Annotated in this window: 6 protein-coding genes, 2 tRNA genes and 3 rRNA genes; 10 read left to right on the top strand and 1 reads right to left on the bottom strand. The window is 38.4% G+C overall.

The window, feature by feature from the left end; genetic code table 11:
* Window positions 1–93: 93 nt before the first annotated feature.
* The 10 genes from M4I44_RS19310 (at window position 94) to rrf (ending at window position 16805) form a co-directional block, all read left to right on the top strand.
* On the top strand, window positions 94–1728 hold the full coding sequence (locus M4I44_RS19310) for a cyclic peptide export ABC transporter (RefSeq protein ID WP_249965802.1): 1635 nt from the start codon (window positions 94–96) through the stop codon (window positions 1726–1728).
* 492 nt (window positions 1729–2220) lie between these two features.
* Window positions 2221–6651: an amino acid adenylation domain-containing protein gene (locus M4I44_RS19305; RefSeq protein ID WP_249965801.1), complete on the top strand. Its 4431-nt coding sequence runs from the start codon at window positions 2221–2223 to the stop codon at window positions 6649–6651.
* Window positions 6652–6681: 30 nt separating this feature from the next.
* Window positions 6682–7320 (top strand): 4'-phosphopantetheinyl transferase superfamily protein, encoded by a 639-nt coding sequence (locus tag M4I44_RS19300; RefSeq protein WP_249965800.1) that lies wholly within the window; start codon window positions 6682–6684, stop codon window positions 7318–7320.
* A gap of 24 nt (window positions 7321–7344) precedes the next feature.
* Entirely contained in the window at window positions 7345–9282 is a 1938-nt protein-coding gene (locus M4I44_RS19295; RefSeq protein WP_249965799.1) for an alpha/beta fold hydrolase, read from the top strand.
* 313 nt (window positions 9283–9595) lie between these two features.
* Window positions 9596–10564: a YheT family hydrolase gene (locus tag M4I44_RS19290; RefSeq protein WP_249965798.1), complete on the top strand. Its 969-nt coding sequence runs from the start codon at window positions 9596–9598 to the stop codon at window positions 10562–10564.
* Between the two features lie 1032 nt (window positions 10565–11596).
* Window positions 11597–13110, top strand: a 16S ribosomal RNA gene (locus M4I44_RS19285).
* 125 nt (window positions 13111–13235) lie between these two features.
* A tRNA-Ile gene (locus M4I44_RS19280) sits at window positions 13236–13309 on the top strand.
* A gap of 142 nt (window positions 13310–13451) precedes the next feature.
* Window positions 13452–13525: transfer RNA gene (locus tag M4I44_RS19275), tRNA-Ala, on the top strand.
* A gap of 153 nt (window positions 13526–13678) precedes the next feature.
* A 23S ribosomal RNA gene (locus M4I44_RS19270) occupies window positions 13679–16557 on the top strand.
* Between the two features lie 138 nt (window positions 16558–16695).
* Window positions 16696–16805: ribosomal RNA gene (rrf, locus tag M4I44_RS19265) — 5S ribosomal RNA — on the top strand.
* The 16S, 23S and 5S rRNA genes sit together here with 2 tRNA genes alongside, the layout of an rRNA operon.
* Before the next feature lie 512 nt (window positions 16806–17317).
* On the opposite strand, the gene lpxA is transcribed toward rrf, so the two are convergent.
* The gene (gene lpxA / locus M4I44_RS19260) at window positions 17318–18091 is read right to left on the bottom strand and encodes an acyl-ACP--UDP-N-acetylglucosamine O-acyltransferase (RefSeq protein WP_249965797.1); all 774 of its coding nucleotides are present in this window, start codon (window positions 18089–18091) and stop codon (window positions 17318–17320) included.
* Between the last annotated feature and the right edge of the window lie 27 nt (window positions 18092–18118).

Genomic DNA, 18118 nt, shown 5'->3' with positions numbered 1-18118 from the left:
CAGAATTTAATTTTCAATTTAATTTCAGAATCCGAATTTAAAAAGGGATACAATCTCTTTAAGACTTTATCAACCACAACAAAAACTTTTAAGATGTTTAAAATATCACTAAAAAATTCAATTCTTCTGGCAGCCTATGCTTTGCCAAATACAATTCTTAGTTTCGGAATAGTGTACATTATAAACAATACTTTGTCAGGCAACAAGTCGTTTATGACGGATTATACCGGAATGGTTTTTTTTGCAATTGTTGTATATACCTATTTGCTGAACATCATTTTTCAGAAAGGACTTAATGAGTTTTCCTTTAAAATGTTATACGACAACGAAAAAACAATATTCTCAAAAATACTTCAAACCTCACTGATAAAATTAGAGAACTTAGGTTCCCAGCGTTTTTTTACCATTGTTGAAGATTTGCGGGTATTTGGGCTTTTACCTTATACCGTTACCCATACCGTAAATTCGGTTTTAATGTTAGTGCTTTGTTTGATCTATATGTTTACCATCTCGGTAAGTTCTGCTCTTATTGTGGTAGTATTAATTATAGCCGTTGCCGCTTCCTATTTTGTAGTAATCAACTCTATGTCTAAAAAAGTAACCAGTCTCAGAGAATACAATGACGATTATTATAAGTACGTGGACGATGTTATGAAAGGATTTAAAAAACTAAAACTGAGTTTTTTCAGAGCTGAAAATCTAATGAATAGATTTTTAATTCCGAATAGGGATCAGGCCGGTGAATTAGACTTTAAAATCAGTTATATCTTTTTGTCTATTAATCTGATTAGTCAATATGGTTTATATGCCATTATCGCAACTATTTTGTTTGTATTACCGTCATGGGGATTATTGAGTCAGTCTGATGTGATAGCATATGTAGTAATTGTTTTATTCATCTCAGGACCTATAAATAACCTGATCAATCTGCAGCAGACCTATACACGTTTTATCGTGGCTAATAAAAGAATCAAGGATTTCTTAAAAGACTTTGAAGTAGATGAAGATGTAAAAAAACAATTGCCAATAGACAACACTTCTTTTGAAAGTATCGAATTCAAAGACATACATTTTTCATACAATAGCGATTCCAACGACAGTGCTTTTGCATTAGGACCAATAAACTTAGAAGTTAAGGAAGGAGAGACCATTTTTATTGTTGGCGGAAACGGTTCAGGAAAAAGTACCTTCATCAATACCTTCACCGGATTGTACACACCTTCTAAAGGAGAGATTCTTTTAAATGGAAAAGAAACAGAGTCCGGTCAGGAAAATCAAAATTTAATTGCAGCCGTGTTCACAGACGATCATATATTTTCTCATAATTATGAAGAATATACCGTTGAAAACAATCCGGAATACAAACAGTTATTAGAAATGATGAAGCTGGACAAAGTCATCTTAGATGATAAAGAAAGTTCTGCCAGAAGAAAATTTTCTAAAGGACAAAGTAAAAGAATGTCCTTGATTTTTGCCCTAATGGAGAAAAAACCAATCCTTGTTTTAGACGAATGGGCCGCCGATCAGGATCCTTATTTCAGAAAATTTTTCTACGAAGAACTTATCCCAAAGTTAAAAGCAGAAGGCAAAACAATCATTGCTGTAACACATGATGATGCTTATTTCCATCTGGCAGACCGAATTATAAAATTTAATTACGGTAAAATTGATGCTGAGGTAAAAGTAGATAAATCAAAAGAATACAGTAAAGAGCTTTTCTGGGCATAATAAGGTGTACAAAGATAGCGCACGGATTAAACAGATTCGCTAAAGCGAAAACGCGGATTGACTCGGATTTTTTATTTGTTTGATAATGTGTAACATGGTATAATACAGTGTAAAATAGAGCTCCGGAGGAGCAAGATTGGTATAGCTCCGCAGGAGCAAGATATATATAGCAAAATTATCCATTACCATAAACAAGCTCCGCAGGAGCGATATATCTATAGCATCCAGATGAGCAAGGTAGGTGTAGCTCCGGAGGAGCAAAATATCTGTAGCATCCGCAGGAGCGAAATATTTGTCGCGTTATATTTCATTCAGAAACATTGATTTATAAAATTCTGAATAAAAATGTACAATGTATTTCCTTACACCAACCCTACGTTAAATAATTCCTCTTTTTTTAAGTTCCGGATTGGAAAATTCAATTTGTTTAATTCCTAAAAATTAAACGAAACAAGATATCATTTAGTTCTAATTGCGTAAAAATATTTTAAAATGAAACTCACCCTTCCTCAGCAAGATGTTTATTTCGAGCAGTTATTATATCCCAATGAACCCATCTATAACATTGGGGCTAAGATTAAAATTAAAGGCCAAATAAACCATGATGCATTTCAAAAAGCATACATTGCCTTAATTGATCAGCATGATTCGTATAGAAGTATACTTACCAGCAAGCACGAAAATGTTCGGATTAAAATTGTAGAAGATCATAATTCAGCTCTGGGATTTGTTGATTTTTCTCCCTCTGCAGAACCTTTCGAGGCAGCAAATGTGTACATGCAGGAAGAGTTTGCAAAGCCGTTTGATTTATTTGGAGAGCATCTTTTGCATGTTTTTACCCTCGTTAAAGTTCAGGAAAATTTCCATTATTTATTTTCCGTTTACCATCATATTATAACTGATGGCTGGGGTACGTCGTTAATGTTTCAGAGATTGGTGCAAAATTACAATGAGATTCTCGAACATGGGAAAATTCAAACCGTATATCCGTTTAGCTACAAAGACTTTGCAGTTGATGATGCCGCTTATCAGCAATCAGAATCGTACCATCAGGACAAAATCTACTGGACCAAAAAGTTTGAATCCTTACCTCAGAATCTGTTTGATAAATTAGAAGATAACATTCAGATCAATGAAAGTGATCGCAAGGAGCTAATTATCAAAAGAGAGGTATACAATCAGTTAAATTCGTTAGCAGTACGTTATAAATGTTCGACTTTTAATGTCATTCTGGCTATTTTGTACGCCTATTTTGGCAGAAAACATCAGAACAATGATTTTGCCATCGGACTACCGGTTTTAAACAGAAGCAAAGCCAGTTACAAAAAAACAGTTGGTCTTTTTATGGGCGTTTCTCCTTTAAGAATTTCGATCGATTTTAACGCCACTTTCGAGAATTTAATTGCAGAAATAAAAACGACCCTAAGACATGATTATCGCCATCAGCGATTTCCGTTAGGAAAGTTAATTCAGGAGCTTCAGGTTTTTAATGAAAAAGAGAGACTGTTCAATATTACACTTTCTTATGAAAAACAAAATTATTCTAATGATTTTCTTCATACCCACACACAGGTAATTCCGCTCACACATAAATCCGAGCGGGTAGCTTTAGCCATTTACATCAGAGAATTTGATGAAGATGAGGATGTGAAAATTGATTTCGACTACAACTTAAATTATTTTACAGAGACACAAATTACACAGGTCGTTCATCACTTCGAAAACTTAGTTCACGCCATTTTAGATACTCCTGATCAGGTTCTAAAAGAATTAAACTATCTGGGAGAAGACGAAAAACGTCATATTCTCGAAACATTCAACACCACAAAAGTTGACTATCAGAAAGAGAACACCATTTTGGATGTATTTCAGGATCAGGTGATAAAGTTTAGCACAAAAGAAGCCCTAAAAGACAATTACAAAAGTTATACCTATGCCGAACTGGATCAATTATCTGGTCAAATAGCCGAATACTTAATAATCAATTATGGACAAGAGGACAAATCACCAATAGCAGTTTTATTAGGACGTTCGGCAAATATTGTCATTGTATTACTGGGAATACTCAAAGCAGGCAGAGCTTATATTCCGTTAGATCCGTCGTTCCCCGGGGACCGATTGAATTACATTATAGAAAACAGCCAGATTAAACTGCTTATCAATGAAAAAGGCTATGTGTTGCATACAGACGATGAGGTACAGGTACTATCTTTAGAGACAATCTTAGAAAAGGCCGCGGGATTAGAAGGAAAACCATTCCTGAAAGTTTCCCCTCATGACACCGCTTACATCCTTTACACGTCAGGTTCAACAGGCAATCCGAAAGGTGTTGAAATAGGACATCAATCTCTGTTGAATTTCCTCAGCAGTATGCAGCAGGAGCCCGGTGTGAGGCCGAGCGATGTGTTTTTTTCGGTTACAACTTACTCTTTTGATATTTCAATTTTAGAATTCTTTGTACCACTGTTGTCGGGAGCTGCTTTATATATTGCCAATCAGGAAATTTTAGGGGATCCGGAGGTTATTATCCAAAAAATAGAAGAAATCCAACCCACAATAATCCAGGCAACGCCAAGTTTTTACCAAATGCTCTTCAATGCCGATTGGAACGGAGACAAACGCTTAAAAGTACTTTGTGGAGGTGATTTGTTAAGTGAAGCATTAGCCGAAAAGTTAATCAGTCATAGTTTAGAAGTCTGGAACATGTACGGTCCGACAGAAACCACTATTTGGTCGAGTTTAAAAAAACTGGAACATGCGAAAGAGGCGTCAAATATTGGAAAACCAATACACAACACGCAAATTTACATACTGGATTCATTCTTAAGTCCAAAACCAATCGGAACTCCCGGAGCTATTTATATTGCCGGTGATGGACTGGCAAAAGGATATTATAAAAATACCACACTGACTCAGGAAAAATTTATAAAAAATCCGTTTCAGGCGAATGGTTTATTATACGAAACCGGAGATGTGGGCCGATGGAATGATAAAGGAGAAATCGAATTTTTAGGACGAAACGATAATCAGGTTAAAATTAGAGGATATCGAATTGAACTGGGAGATATCGAATCGCATTTGAATCAGATTTCCGGAATAAAAGAATCGGTTGTAATTGCAAAAAAAGGGAATCAGCAGGAAGCTTTTTTAGTAGCTTATGTAGTAAAAATGGAAGAAATGACAGATACAGGAGAAATTGTAGCCACATTAAAAAGGAATCTTCCGTACTATATGATTCCAGGCACAATTGTTCTTCTAAAGGAGTTTCCGCTAACACCGAATCAAAAAATTGACCGTAAGAGCTTAGCGCAAAGAGCCATCGAACATCATACAATAAACGATGATTTTAAAGCACCTGAATCTGATCTGGAAAAAAAGTTAGCCGGATACTGGAAAGAAATTTTAAACAGTAAAAAAGAAATCAGTACCAATGACAATTTCTTTGCTCTTGGCGGACATTCTCTAAACGCAGTTAAACTTGCGGGATCAATAGCAAAAAATCTTGGGTACGATGTTAACCTGAAAACGGTTTTCGATTATCCCACGATCAGATTAATGGCAGATTATTTAGTGACTTTAAAAACCAATGACAAACAGGGCATACCATTTACAACTTTAAAAACTGATTTTGCAATAACACCTTCACAGCAAGAATTATGGGTAGCTTGTCAGGATCGGCAAAAATCGATTGCTTATAACATGGTAGCCGTTTTTGAAATTAATGGGACCGTATTTCCGGATAAAATCAACAATGCAATGTCTCAGTTAATTTTTGAAAATGAAATTCTCCGCACCAATTTTGTGGAAAGCAAAGGAGCCGTTTTTCAAAAAATAGGGAAACAAGAGGATATCGATTTTAAGATCACGCAGCTGCAGATTGATAACGAACAAAAAGAGCAGACTATTCAGCGATACATAGAAACACCGTTTGATTTAGAACAGGATGTATTGGTAAGAATGTTGCTCGTACAAACGGGCGAGACAACATCATCATTGGTTTTTTGCACCCATCATATTATTATGGATGGAGTTTCATTAGAGTTTTTTACCAAAGAATTTATTCAAAAATACAATCATCCTGATTCCGTAATTAAAAACTCAGGTATTCAGTTTAAAGACTATACGGCATGGTTAGCTTCTGAAAATGACGACAAAACCACTTTCGATTTTTGGCAAAAATATTTGGATGGGTACAGTATCAAAGAAACGATCAATAGAGATTTTAATCTAAACGGTCCATTGCAAAATGGAGCGTATTATGATGATGAGTTTACCATTGAGGACACTAAAGCGTTAAAAAAATTCGCTCAAGAACAAAAGAGTACACTTTATAATACGATTATTTCGCTTTTAAATGTGCTCATTCATAAAATTAACGACCACAAGGACATTGTAATTGGAACCGTTAATGCGGGAAGAAACAATGCTGATATCGCAACAATGATAGGAATGTTTGTAAAAACACTGCCGCTTCGTGTTCGGTTAAATGAAGATATAAGTTTTTTAGAGCTCTTAAAACAAGTTCAGGAAGACGTTCTCTTACTAAATACGCATCAGGATTTTCCATCACAACTCAAAAAAGAAACACTGTTTGATGTTTTAATAAGCTATCAGAATCCCGATTTTTCTTTTCAGGAAACGATTAAAATGGATCATGCCGAATTAAAATACGTGACTTCCGATACCAACTACAGCAGATTTCCTTTATTGTTTAATTTTTTTGAAAGCGGCAATACTCTAAAAGTCAGCGTTTCATACGATAAGAATAAATATGAAGAAATCAGCATACAATTTCTTCTGGCCACTTTTAAAAATTTGTGGTCTCAGATAATAGAGAACCCTTCAGTTAAAGTATCAGAAATTGAATATCCTTTAGTGAATACAGCGAAACTTCAGGAAACCGATTTTGACTTTAATTTTTAAGCGCTTTTAACGATTAAAAACCAAATACTTTTGATACATATTTATTACTCCTATCTGTCTGAAGAAAAACATCAGAGTTTGCTGCAGAATGATTTGCCGAAATTTTCAGCCGATTATCAGGATAAAATTAAGCGTTATCGAAGATGGCAAGATGCACAATTATCGCTTTTAGGACGGATACTCTTGTTTAAAGGAATCGAGGAAACGTATAAGCAGAAGCCTGATGCGAAAGAGATCATGCAAACCCTTTATAACAAACCATATTTTGAAGATAATCCGGTTCTTTTTAATATCTCACATTCAGGAGATATTGTAGTTTGCGCCTTAAGCGATCAGCATGAAGTTGGGATCGATGTGGAGATTATAACCGATATTGAAACAGCTGATTTTAAATCGCAAATGACAGAAATAGAATGGAATAAGATCGTCCTGTCTGACAATAAAAAAGAAGCTTTTTTTGAGTATTGGACACAGAAAGAAGCCGTTCTAAAAGCCCAGGGACATGGTTTGATCGTTCCGTTGAAATCATTTGAAGTTTTAGATAATACAACCGAAATCAACGGAGAAAAATATTATTTAAGCGAAGTAAAAATTGATAAAAACTACAAATGCCACATCTCTTTAAAAACAGATGGCACAAAAATTTACCTGAAAAGAATCATACTATAAACCTAACAATTTAATTCAACCAAAATGAAAAAAATAATAAGCCTGTTTTTATTACTATTGATTGTACCAAACTTTGCATTTGCTCAAACAAAAGCTTTTACGTTAGAGAAAGTAAAAACCTTTTTTCCCGAAGATCAAAATCTCTCCAAAGAAAATATAGAATGGGCATTTTTAACTGTTCCTGAAAACTGGGATAAACCAACAGGAAAAACGGTTAAAATTGCAGTGGCTGTTTTAAAAAGCATCTCAAAAAGTAAAGACTCAAACCCGGTAGTATACATCGATGGAGGACCAGGATCAGGTGGTATTGAAGGAATATGGGCTTGGTTAGACCATCCGTTAAGGAAAAACAGCGACATTGTCTTGTTTGATGTGAGAGGAACTGGACGCTCTCTGCCAAAATTCTGTCCGGACCTGGGGAAAAAATTCTTAGAAATACTAGCAAAAAATCAAAACAGTACACAGGACGAACAGCAAAAAACGATTGCATCATTAGAATGTAAACAAGATTTACTCAACAGAAATATCGATATAAGCGCTTATAACAGCAGCTCCATCGTAAAAGATTTAAATGCCTTAAAAAATGCTCTGAAATATGACAAATGGAATGTTTACGGGGTTTCGTACGGTACTTATACCGCACAGGTTTATGCAAATGATTTTCCTGAGGACATTAAATCATTAACACTGGATTCTTCCATTTCAGATATTTCTCAATATTACAATCGCAATACAGAGAATTATATGAGCAGCCTTAAAAAGGTTTTTAGTGCCTGTGAGGAAGACCCAAATTGTAATCAACAATATCCTAATCTTCAAGCTGCTTACTATGAAACCATCGAAAAACTGGAAAAAAGACCTATCACCGTTAAGGTCGATCAAAGAATAATTTCGAGTGGGACGTTTACTTATAATGCAGAAGATTTTAAAATTGCAATTCAACAGTCACTTTATCAAAAAAGACTGATAGAAGTAATCCCATTATTAATTACCGAATTTAATAAAGGAAACAAAAGTACTTTAAGCTCATTAGTAGCAGCTTTTTCAGGAGCTTTAGGGTTAGATTATGGACAATATTATTGTGTGAGCTGTAATGAAGCTGTGCCAAACAACTCGATTTCAGAATTTAATAAAAATGCACGTAATTATAAAGAACTAAAAGGAGGACTATCCTTTTACAAATCAGACTTCGTAGTATGTGATAAATGGAATTTAGGAGTAAATAAACAGCCTACCTTGGTTAATTTCTCCAACCTGTCCAAATTAACCATCCCCGTATTAGTATTTGCAGGAGCATTTGATCCGATAACACCTGCCTTAAATGGTAAAATTACAGTTGACAGGTTTAAAAAAGCATTTTTGGTAAACGCCCCAATTTCTGGTCATACCCCGGGTTTTTCATTAGTGGGAGTTCAAATCGCCGAAGAATTTATAAAAAATCCGCTTCAAAGACCTAATACCAGAGAATTTGATACCGATAATAAAGTTCATTTTGTGACCAATATAAAAATCAGTGCAGGAATTTCGAATTTTGCCAATAGTCTAAACGAGTTTAATTTACTCTTTTTTGCGCCTTTTTTCACCGCTTTGATTATCGCCTTACTTTCCATTTTTATTTTTGCATATGTACTAATTAGAAAAAGAGAAGAGAAAACGGCCGATAAAATTTTAAAATCCCTAATTATAATCACCTCTTTATTAGGTTTGTTTACTCTTATTGGATTTGTTTTAGCGATAAACCACACAGCCGAAAATAATTTCTATATACTAGCGTTCGGAATACCAGATCAGTTTAATTACCTATTTATAATACAATGGATCTTTATAGTGTTTACCCTGATTTCGATACTTTATTTTATTCTTAAACTTAAGTTTATTTCGAATACGGGAGTTATGGCGACAATTTTGTTTTCGTTGCTGCTAGTAGGCATCTACTTCCAGTATTGGGGATTCCTGCTTTAATAAAAGAGCTTAAAGTTTCACGCAGATTGAGTAGATAATAGAGTAAAAAAAACTGCTCAATCTGCAAAATCTGCGTGAAAATAAACAGAAGAGGTTGTCAGATACAATTTGACAACCTCATTTTTTAATAATACAGTTAAAAAGATTTTTTATAATTTCGTTTGCTCGACAATTGTATTCTTGGAGTATAGACGCCGATCGAAGGCAGTGATACAATCAATTATTATTTTTAAAAACAAAATAAAAGAGAGAGGATTAAGTTTGATATAGATTGATTTCTTAGATTTGTATAGCACCATAAAACTATTTGATCATGCCATTAATTGAACAATCAGAATATAATCTGCCTTCTATTATGCATCGCAACAGGCATATTTCTACCATTTATGCTGCTTTGTTTAAAAAGTATGAAGTTCCCGAATATACAAGAGAAAAGCATGAATTAAGTGACGGAGATTTTATAAACATCGATTTCCTTATAAACGACCCTAAAAAAGCAGTCATTTTATGTCATGGTTTAGAAGGTGATTCGCGCAGAACTTATAATAATAGTTGTGCTGCTTATTTTCGAGAGAAAGGGTTTTCTGTTTTTGCATGGAACAATCGCACGTGCGGAGGCGAGATGAATCGTCTTCCACGACTTTATCATCATGGTGCCATAGATGATCTTGACGAAGTGGTTCGGTTTGTTTTTCAAAAAGAATTTGAAGACGTCTATTTGATAGGATATTCAATGGGAGGAGTGCAGCTTCTGAATTATTTAGGCTGGACTAAAATTGATGAACGCATAAAAGCAGCAGTTTCAATTTCGGTACCTACACATATTGCGACAAGTGCCGCTGTACTCAAACAAGGTTTTAACAGAGTTTACTTAAAGAACTTTACAATTGATATCAAAAGAAAGCTGAAATACAAGGCAGCTCAGTTTCCTGATTTTATAAACCGCGATCAGATAGATAAAATTTCGTCGTTTGATGAAGTTGATCAGTACTTTACAGCACCGTTGCATGGTTTTGCAAGTCGTGATGATTATTATCAGCGTGTTTCTCCTGAATTCTCCCTTCAGAATATTACCACCCCCGTTTTAATTATTAATTCATTAGACGATCCTTTTCTGGGAGAAAGATGTTATCCCAGAGCCATAGCACAGGACAGCGCTTATGTGTATCTGGAAACACCAAGATATGGCGGGCATTGTGCTTTTCCATTACGTGACTCAGAGTATTCTTATGCAGAGAAAAGAGCTTACGAGTTTTTTGAGTCGTGCAGAGCGTTTACATAGTATTTTTATGAATCTTAATTGAGTTTCGATAATTCATTTAGTGTATCACTTAAGAAAGATCAAGTATATAGTAGTAGATTCGTTTACGATTCAGATAATATACAACCCGACAGGTTTTTAAAACCTGTCGGGTTTGTTTTTTTACTACCTATATATAAGGAGTGCTTCTGTCCAGCTGAGCGAAAATGCAAGAAAAGCAGTTTCTGTCCGGCTGAGCGAAGTCGAAGCTTGGTATTTGAGATTCTATACTATATACGAGAGTAGTTTTCTGTCCAGCTGAGCGAAGTCGAAGCTTTATCCCGCTATCCGCTGCAATCTTTTGCTTTTTAAAGGAAAAATCAAAAGGATTTCCACTACTATCGGGGCTAGGGTATGGGTTTTCAAAGGAAATAAGACAAGAAAAACAAAAACTTCGCGCCTTTGCGACTTTGCGAGATTAGTAAAAAACCAGTAAAAACGGGGCTTTGTATCTAAGAGTTTCATTTGAACGAAGAAAAACCTTTCAAACCTGAAAAAAGTTTAATTTGTAAAAGAGGTGTTATCAGAGTGTTAGGGGAAAGTTTCGAAAAAGATTAAAAATAAGTTTAAAAAAAGCTTGTAAAAGCGAATAAAGTGACTACTTTTGCACCCGCAACAGCGATAAACGTTCACTGAAATACTGACAAGCGAAGGAATTAAAACGAAAAGAAATTTTCAAAAAAAGATTCCAAAAAGCTTGCGAGTAAAGAAAGAAAGTTTTAAGTTTGCACCCCGCAAAACAAGGGGAGTTCATTGAAAGATTGGTAAGGAGAGAAGTTAAAAACGAAAAGAAATTTTCTAAAAAAAACTTCAAAAAACTCTTGCCGATTAGAAATAAGTTTTCTACTTTTGCACCCGCTTTGAGAAACAAGCGAGATTAATAAAAAAGAATACGTTCGTAGACATATTGAATTGACAGCTGTCCCGATTAATCGGGACAAAAGAATAAGAGTAATAGAATCGTAAGATTCGAAAAGAACCGATAGATATCATCGCAATATAATATAAAAATATACGATGAAGAGTTTGATCCTGGCTCAGGATGAACGCTAGCGGCAGGCTTAACACATGCAAGTCGAGGGGTATATGTCTTCGGATATAGAGACCGGCGCACGGGTGCGTAACGCGTATGCAATCTACCTTTTACAGAGGGATAGCCCAGAGAAATTTGGATTAATACCTCATAGTATAGTGACTCGGCATCGAGATACTATTAAAGTCACAACGGTAAAAGATGAGCATGCGTCCCATTAGCTAGTTGGTAAGGTAACGGCTTACCAAGGCTACGATGGGTAGGGGTCCTGAGAGGGAGATCCCCCACACTGGTACTGAGACACGGACCAGACTCCTACGGGAGGCAGCAGTGAGGAATATTGGACAATGGGCGCAAGCCTGATCCAGCCATGCCGCGTGCAGGATGACGGTCCTATGGATTGTAAACTGCTTTTGTACGAGAAGAAACACTCCTACGTGTAGGAGCTTGACGGTATCGTAAGAATAAGGATCGGCTAACTCCGTGCCAGCAGCCGCGGTAATACGGAGGATCCAAGCGTTATCCGGAATCATTGGGTTTAAAGGGTCCGTAGGCGGTTTAGTAAGTCAGTGGTGAAAGCCCATCGCTCAACGGTGGAACGGCCATTGATACTGCTAAACTTGAATTATTAGGAAGTAACTAGAATATGTAGTGTAGCGGTGAAATGCTTAGAGATTACATGGAATACCAATTGCGAAGGCAGGTTACTACTAATGGATTGACGCTGATGGACGAAAGCGTGGGTAGCGAACAGGATTAGATACCCTGGTAGTCCACGCCGTAAACGATGGATACTAGCTGTTGGAAGCAATTTCAGTGGCTAAGCGAAAGTGATAAGTATCCCACCTGGGGAGTACGTTCGCAAGAATGAAACTCAAAGGAATTGACGGGGGCCCGCACAAGCGGTGGAGCATGTGGTTTAATTCGATGATACGCGAGGAACCTTACCAAGGCTTAAATGTAGTTTGACCGATTTGGAAACAGATCTTTCGCAAGACAAATTACAAGGTGCTGCATGGTTGTCGTCAGCTCGTGCCGTGAGGTGTCAGGTTAAGTCCTATAACGAGCGCAACCCCTGTTGTTAGTTGCCAGCGAGTCATGTCGGGAACTCTAACAAGACTGCCAGTGCAAACTGTGAGGAAGGTGGGGATGACGTCAAATCATCACGGCCCTTACGCCTTGGGCTACACACGTGCTACAATGGCCGGTACAGAGAGCAGCCACTGGGCGACCAGGAGCGAATCTATAAAACCGGTCACAGTTCGGATCGGAGTCTGCAACTCGACTCCGTGAAGCTGGAATCGCTAGTAATCGGATATCAGCCATGATCCGGTGAATACGTTCCCGGGCCTTGTACACACCGCCCGTCAAGCCATGGAAGCTGGGGGTGCCTGAAGTCGGTGACCGCAAGGAGCTGCCTAGGGTAAAACTGGTAACTAGGGCTAAGTCGTAACAAGGTAGCCGTACCGGAAGGTGCGGCTGGAACACCTCCTTTCTAGAGCCTTACTGTTAGCCTAGTGCACGTTAAGGAAAAAAGATGATTATTTATGGGTCTCTGAATTGGAGATTGTATTACTCTTGCTGTTAATTTAAAAAAATGAAAGAATTAAGTAAAAACAGAGTCTCGTAGCTCAGCTGGTTAGAGTACTACACTGATAATGTAGGGGTCGGCAGTTCGAGTCTGCCCGGGACTACTTTTTAAAAAGAATTGATAATTAATAATTAACAATTGATAATTAAAAAGGACTGAAAGCTTAATTTAAAAGGAAATTTTAGAGGTTGAGTAACCGTTTTAAGTACTGTTAACTGAAAACTGTTAACTGACAACTAAAAAATGGGGGATTAGCTCAGCTGGCTAGAGCGCCTGCCTTGCACGCAGGAGGTCAACGGTTCGACTCCGTTATTCTCCACGAAATAATTGACAATTATCAATTGATAATTATTAATTATAAAAGTTCATTGACATATTGAGATAAGAAAATAATAAGAAAGTAGAAAGCGTTTTTTATTAGCAATAATAAAAGACAAAAAAAACGGTCTTGTTTTAAGAAACAAGATTGGTACAATAAGCAAAATAAGGGCGTATGGGGGATGCCTAGGCTCTCAGAGGCGAAGAAGGACGTGATAAGCTGCGAAAAGCTACGGGGACGAGCACACATCGATTGATCCGTAGATATCCGAATGGGGCAACCCACTATGTTGAAGACATAGTACACCGATAGGTGGGCAAACCCGCTGAACTGAAACATCTAAGTAGGCGGAGGAGAAGAAAACAAAAGTGATTCCGTAAGTAGTGGCGAGCGAACGCGGATTAGCCCAAACCAATGATGTTACGGCATTGTTGGGGTTGTAGGACCACGACATTTTATGTACAAGGAACCGGAATCGACTGGAAAGTCGAGCCATAGAGAGTGATAGCCTCGTATGGGTAACAAGTATAATAGATAGTGGTATCCTGAGTAGGGCGGGGCACGTGAAACCCTGTCTGAATTTGGCGGGACCATCCGCTAAGGCTAAATACTCCTGAGAGACCGATAGTGAACCAGTACCGTGAGGGAAAGGTGAAAAGAACCGTGAATAACGGAGTGAAATAGATCCTGAAACCATACGCTTACAAGCGGTCGGAGCCCTTTTGTGGGGTGACGGCGTGCCTTTTGCATAATGAGCCTACGAGTTAACGTTGCTGGCAAGGTTAAGTGATTAAGTCACGGATCCGTAGCGAAAGCGAGTCTGAATAGGGCGCTTTAGTCAGTAGTGTTAGACGCGAAACCGTGTGATCTACCCATGGGCAGGATGAAGCGCTGGTAACACAGTGTGGAGGTCCGAACCGGTTGACGTTGAAAAGTCTTCGGATGACCTGTGGGTAGGGGTGAAAGGCCAATCAAACTCGGAAATAGCTCGTACTCCCCGAAATGCATTTAGGTGCAGCGTTATTTTAGTTATATAGAGGTAGAGCTACTGATTGGATGCGGGGGCTTCACCGCCTACCAATTCCTGACAAACTCCGAATGCTATATAATGATTGATAACAGTGAGGGCTTGGGTGCTAAGGTCCAAGTCCGAGAGGGAAAGAACCCAGACCATCAGCTAAGGTCCCCAAATATATGCTAAGTTGAAAGAACGAGGTTTGTCTGCCCAGACAGCTAGGATGTTGGCTTGGAAGCAGCCATTCATTTAAAGAGTGCGTAACAGCTCACTAGTCGAGCGGACGAGCATGGATAATAATCGGGCATAAGCATATTACCGAAGCTATGGATTTTGTAGTAATACAAAGTGGTAGGGGAGCATTCTAACAGGGTTGAAGGTGTATCGTAAGGTATGCTGGACTGGTTAGAAAAGAAAATGTAGGCATAAGTAACGATAATGCGGGCGAGAAACCCGCACACCGAAAAACTAAGGTTTCCACAGCTATGCTAATCAGCTGTGGGTTAGTCTGGTCCTAAGGCGAACCCGAAAGGGACAGTCGATGGCCAACGGGTTAATATTCCCGTACTACTAATTACTGTGATGGGGTGACGGAGTGATGAAAGCGCCGCGAACTGACGGAATAGTTCGTTGAAGTACCTAGCTATATTCTCTATAGGCAAATCCGTAGAGAATGGTGAAATACGATAGTACTCGGAGTCTTCGGACAAAGAGATAGTGCGCCTAAGGGCTTCCAAGAAAAACCTCTAAACTTCAGGTAATTAGTACCAGTACCGTAAACCGACACAGGTAGTTGAGGAGAGAATCCTAAGGTGCTCGAGAGATTCATGGCTAAGGAATTAGGCAAAATAGACCTGTAACTTCGGGAGAAAGGTCGCCAGCGCAAGCTGGCCGCAGTGAAGAGGTCCAGGCGACTGTTTATCAAAAACACAGGGCTCTGCAAAATCGTAAGATGAAGTATAGGGCCTGACACCTGCCCGGTGCTGGAAGGTTAAGAGGAGATGTTATCTTCGGAGAAGCATTGAATTGAAGCCCCAGTAAACGGCGGCCGTAACTATAACGGTCCTAAGGTAGCGAAATTCCTTGTCGGGTAAGTTCCGACCTGCACGAATGGTGTAACGATCTGGACACTGTCTCAGCCATGAGCTCGGTGAAATTGTAGTAACGGTGAAGATGCCGTTTACCCGCAGTGGGACGAAAAGACCCTGTGCACCTTTACTATAGCTTAGTATTGACCTTGGATAAATGATGTGTAGGATAGGTTGGAGACTGTGAAGTGGCGTCGCCAGGCGTTGTGGAGTCATTGTTGAAATACAACCCTTTGTTTATCTGAGGCCTAACTCTTCGATGAAGAGGACAGTGCTTGGTGGGTAGTTTGACTGGGGTGGTCGCCTCCAAAAGAGTAACGGAGGCTTCTAAAGGTTCCCTCAGTACGCTTGGTAACCGTGCGTAGAGTGCAATGGCATAAGGGAGCTTGACTGAGAGACATACAGGTCGATCAGGTACGAAAGTAGAGCATAGTGATCCGGTGGTTCCGCATGGAAGGGCCATCGCTCAAAGGATAAAAGGTACGCCGGGGATAACAGGCTGATCTCCCCCAAGAGCTCATATCGACGGGGGGGTTTGGCACCTCGATGTCGGCTCGTCACATCCTGGGGCTGGAGAAGGTCCCAAGGGTTGGGCTGTTCGCCCATTAAAGTGGCACGCGAGCTGGGTTCAGAACGTCGTGAGACAGTTCGGTCTCTATCTACTGTGGGCGTTAGAAATTTGAGTGGATCTGATTCTAGTACGAGAGGACCGAATTGGACAAACCTCTAGTGTATCTGTTGTCCCGCCAGGGGCACCGCAGAGTAGCTACGTTTGGAAGGGATAAGCGCTGAAAGCATATAAGCGCGAAACCCACCACAAGATGAGATTTCTTTTAAGGATCGTGGAAGATGACCACGTTGATAGGCTATAGATGTAAAGGCAGTAATGTCATAGTCGAGTAGTACTAATAATCCGTAAGCTTATGTACACCCTTTTCCCTCCGAGCAATCGGAGGGAGAGAACTTTCTTAAGAAAAAAACTTATTTGTTTCTTTATCTCAGTATGTTAAAATATTGTTTTAATTATCAATTGTCAATTAAAAAGTTGCCCAAGCAACTAACAGCCTTAAGGTGGTTATTGCGGCGGGGCTCACCTCTTCCCATCCCGAACAGAGAAGTTAAGCCCGCCTGCGCAGATGGTACTGCAGTTATGTGGGAGAGTATGTCGTCGCCTTTCTTTTGAAAACCCTATCCAAATCGGATAGGGTTTTTTTGTTTTATACTATTTTTAAATTCTTACGCGCTTTGTGTAAATCTTTGCGATTAAAAAATAGCACGCGGATGATACGGATTCGCCAGGCGAAAACGCGGATTAGAACGGATTTTTTTATTGGCTGTAGATGGCTTTTGCCCTTTCAGGGCGATGTTTGCTGTTTATTTTGCTTTATAAATAGTGCTTCGCACCATGCTCTTTGCATTTCGGGCTTTCAGCCCTTTTTCCTTGTGTGCTTTGCGTAAACCTTTGCGGACTTTGCGGTTAAAAACTTTAGTCCTTTTTTCTTTGAATATTCTTTTTATCATAGACTGCGTTAGGGATGGAAGCGATATCCTTTTGCGATGACCGTTCATTTAAAAATTCCCTGAAACTTCTATCGCAAAAGATTTAGCGGACAGCCCGACCCAAAGGGGAACGCCATAATAATTGTTGTCTTTAATAGATTGATGTCTAAATAAGAGATATTGGTATGATTAAATGCTATTTCCTTTTACAATTCCACGGGATGAATTTTTTATAAAATCTAATATTTTATCACGTTCATAAGTTTGCTTCATGTGCTTTTCTATAAAGTCTAATGCATGAGAGGTATTTTTTTTTTGCTGAAAGATAATACGATATATTTCTTGTAGCTCTTGCATTTTTTCAATCTTAAAACCTCTTCTTCTTAAACCAATGGTATTCAACCCTGCAAAACTTAAAGGTTCACGTGCAACGAGTATGTACGGTGGTATATCTTTGACAATACGACTCATACCGCTAATCATAGTATGTTCCCCAATAATCGAAAATTGATGAATTGCTGTTAATCCGCTGATATTTGCGTAATCACCGACCTTTACTTCTCCTGCCATTCCAACGTTAAAACCTATAATGCAGTTGTTCCCGATGAAACAATCATGTCCGATGTGAGTGTTGGACATGATTAGATTATGATTCCCAATTACTGTTTTTTGTTTTGATTGAGTTCCTTTGTTTATAGTAACAAATTCTCGGATAATATTGTTGTCTCCTATTTCCAGCGTACTATATTCGTTTTTGTATTTTAAATCTTGTGGGGTTCCTGATAATACTGCATTGGAATGTATTTGGCAATTCCTGCCAATTCTCGCGCCGTCAAGTAGGTTTACATTATTGCCGATCCAGGTGTTATCACCAATAATTACATCATTTTCAATAGTAGTGTAATTGCCAATATGAACGTTTGTTCCAATAATTGCATTTTTGCCTATAGTTATATTTTTCAATTTGATTGTCTTTATATGAAAAGCAAA

Origin of the sequence: Flavobacterium sp. B183 (genome assembly GCF_023539155.1) — a bacterium.
Classification (GTDB): Bacteria; Bacteroidota; Bacteroidia; order Flavobacteriales; family Flavobacteriaceae; genus Flavobacterium; species Flavobacterium tructae.
Note: the sequence above shows the minus strand (reverse complement) of the source record. Positions and strands in the feature narration are given on the sequence as shown.

Bases quoted from the DNA above. Each gene is read 5' to 3' on its own strand.
- M4I44_RS19290 (WP_249965798.1), top strand. From the start codon at position 9,596: ATGCCATTAATTGAACAATCAGAATATAATCTGCCTTCTATTATGCAT.
- M4I44_RS19295 (WP_249965799.1), top strand. From the start codon at position 7,345: ATGAAAAAAATAATAAGCCTGTTTTTATTACTATTGATTGTACCAAAC.
- M4I44_RS19305 (WP_249965801.1), top strand. From the start codon at position 2,221: ATGAAACTCACCCTTCCTCAGCAAGATGTTTATTTCGAGCAGTTATTA.
- M4I44_RS19310 (WP_249965802.1), top strand. From the start codon at position 94: ATGTTTAAAATATCACTAAAAAATTCAATTCTTCTGGCAGCCTATGCT.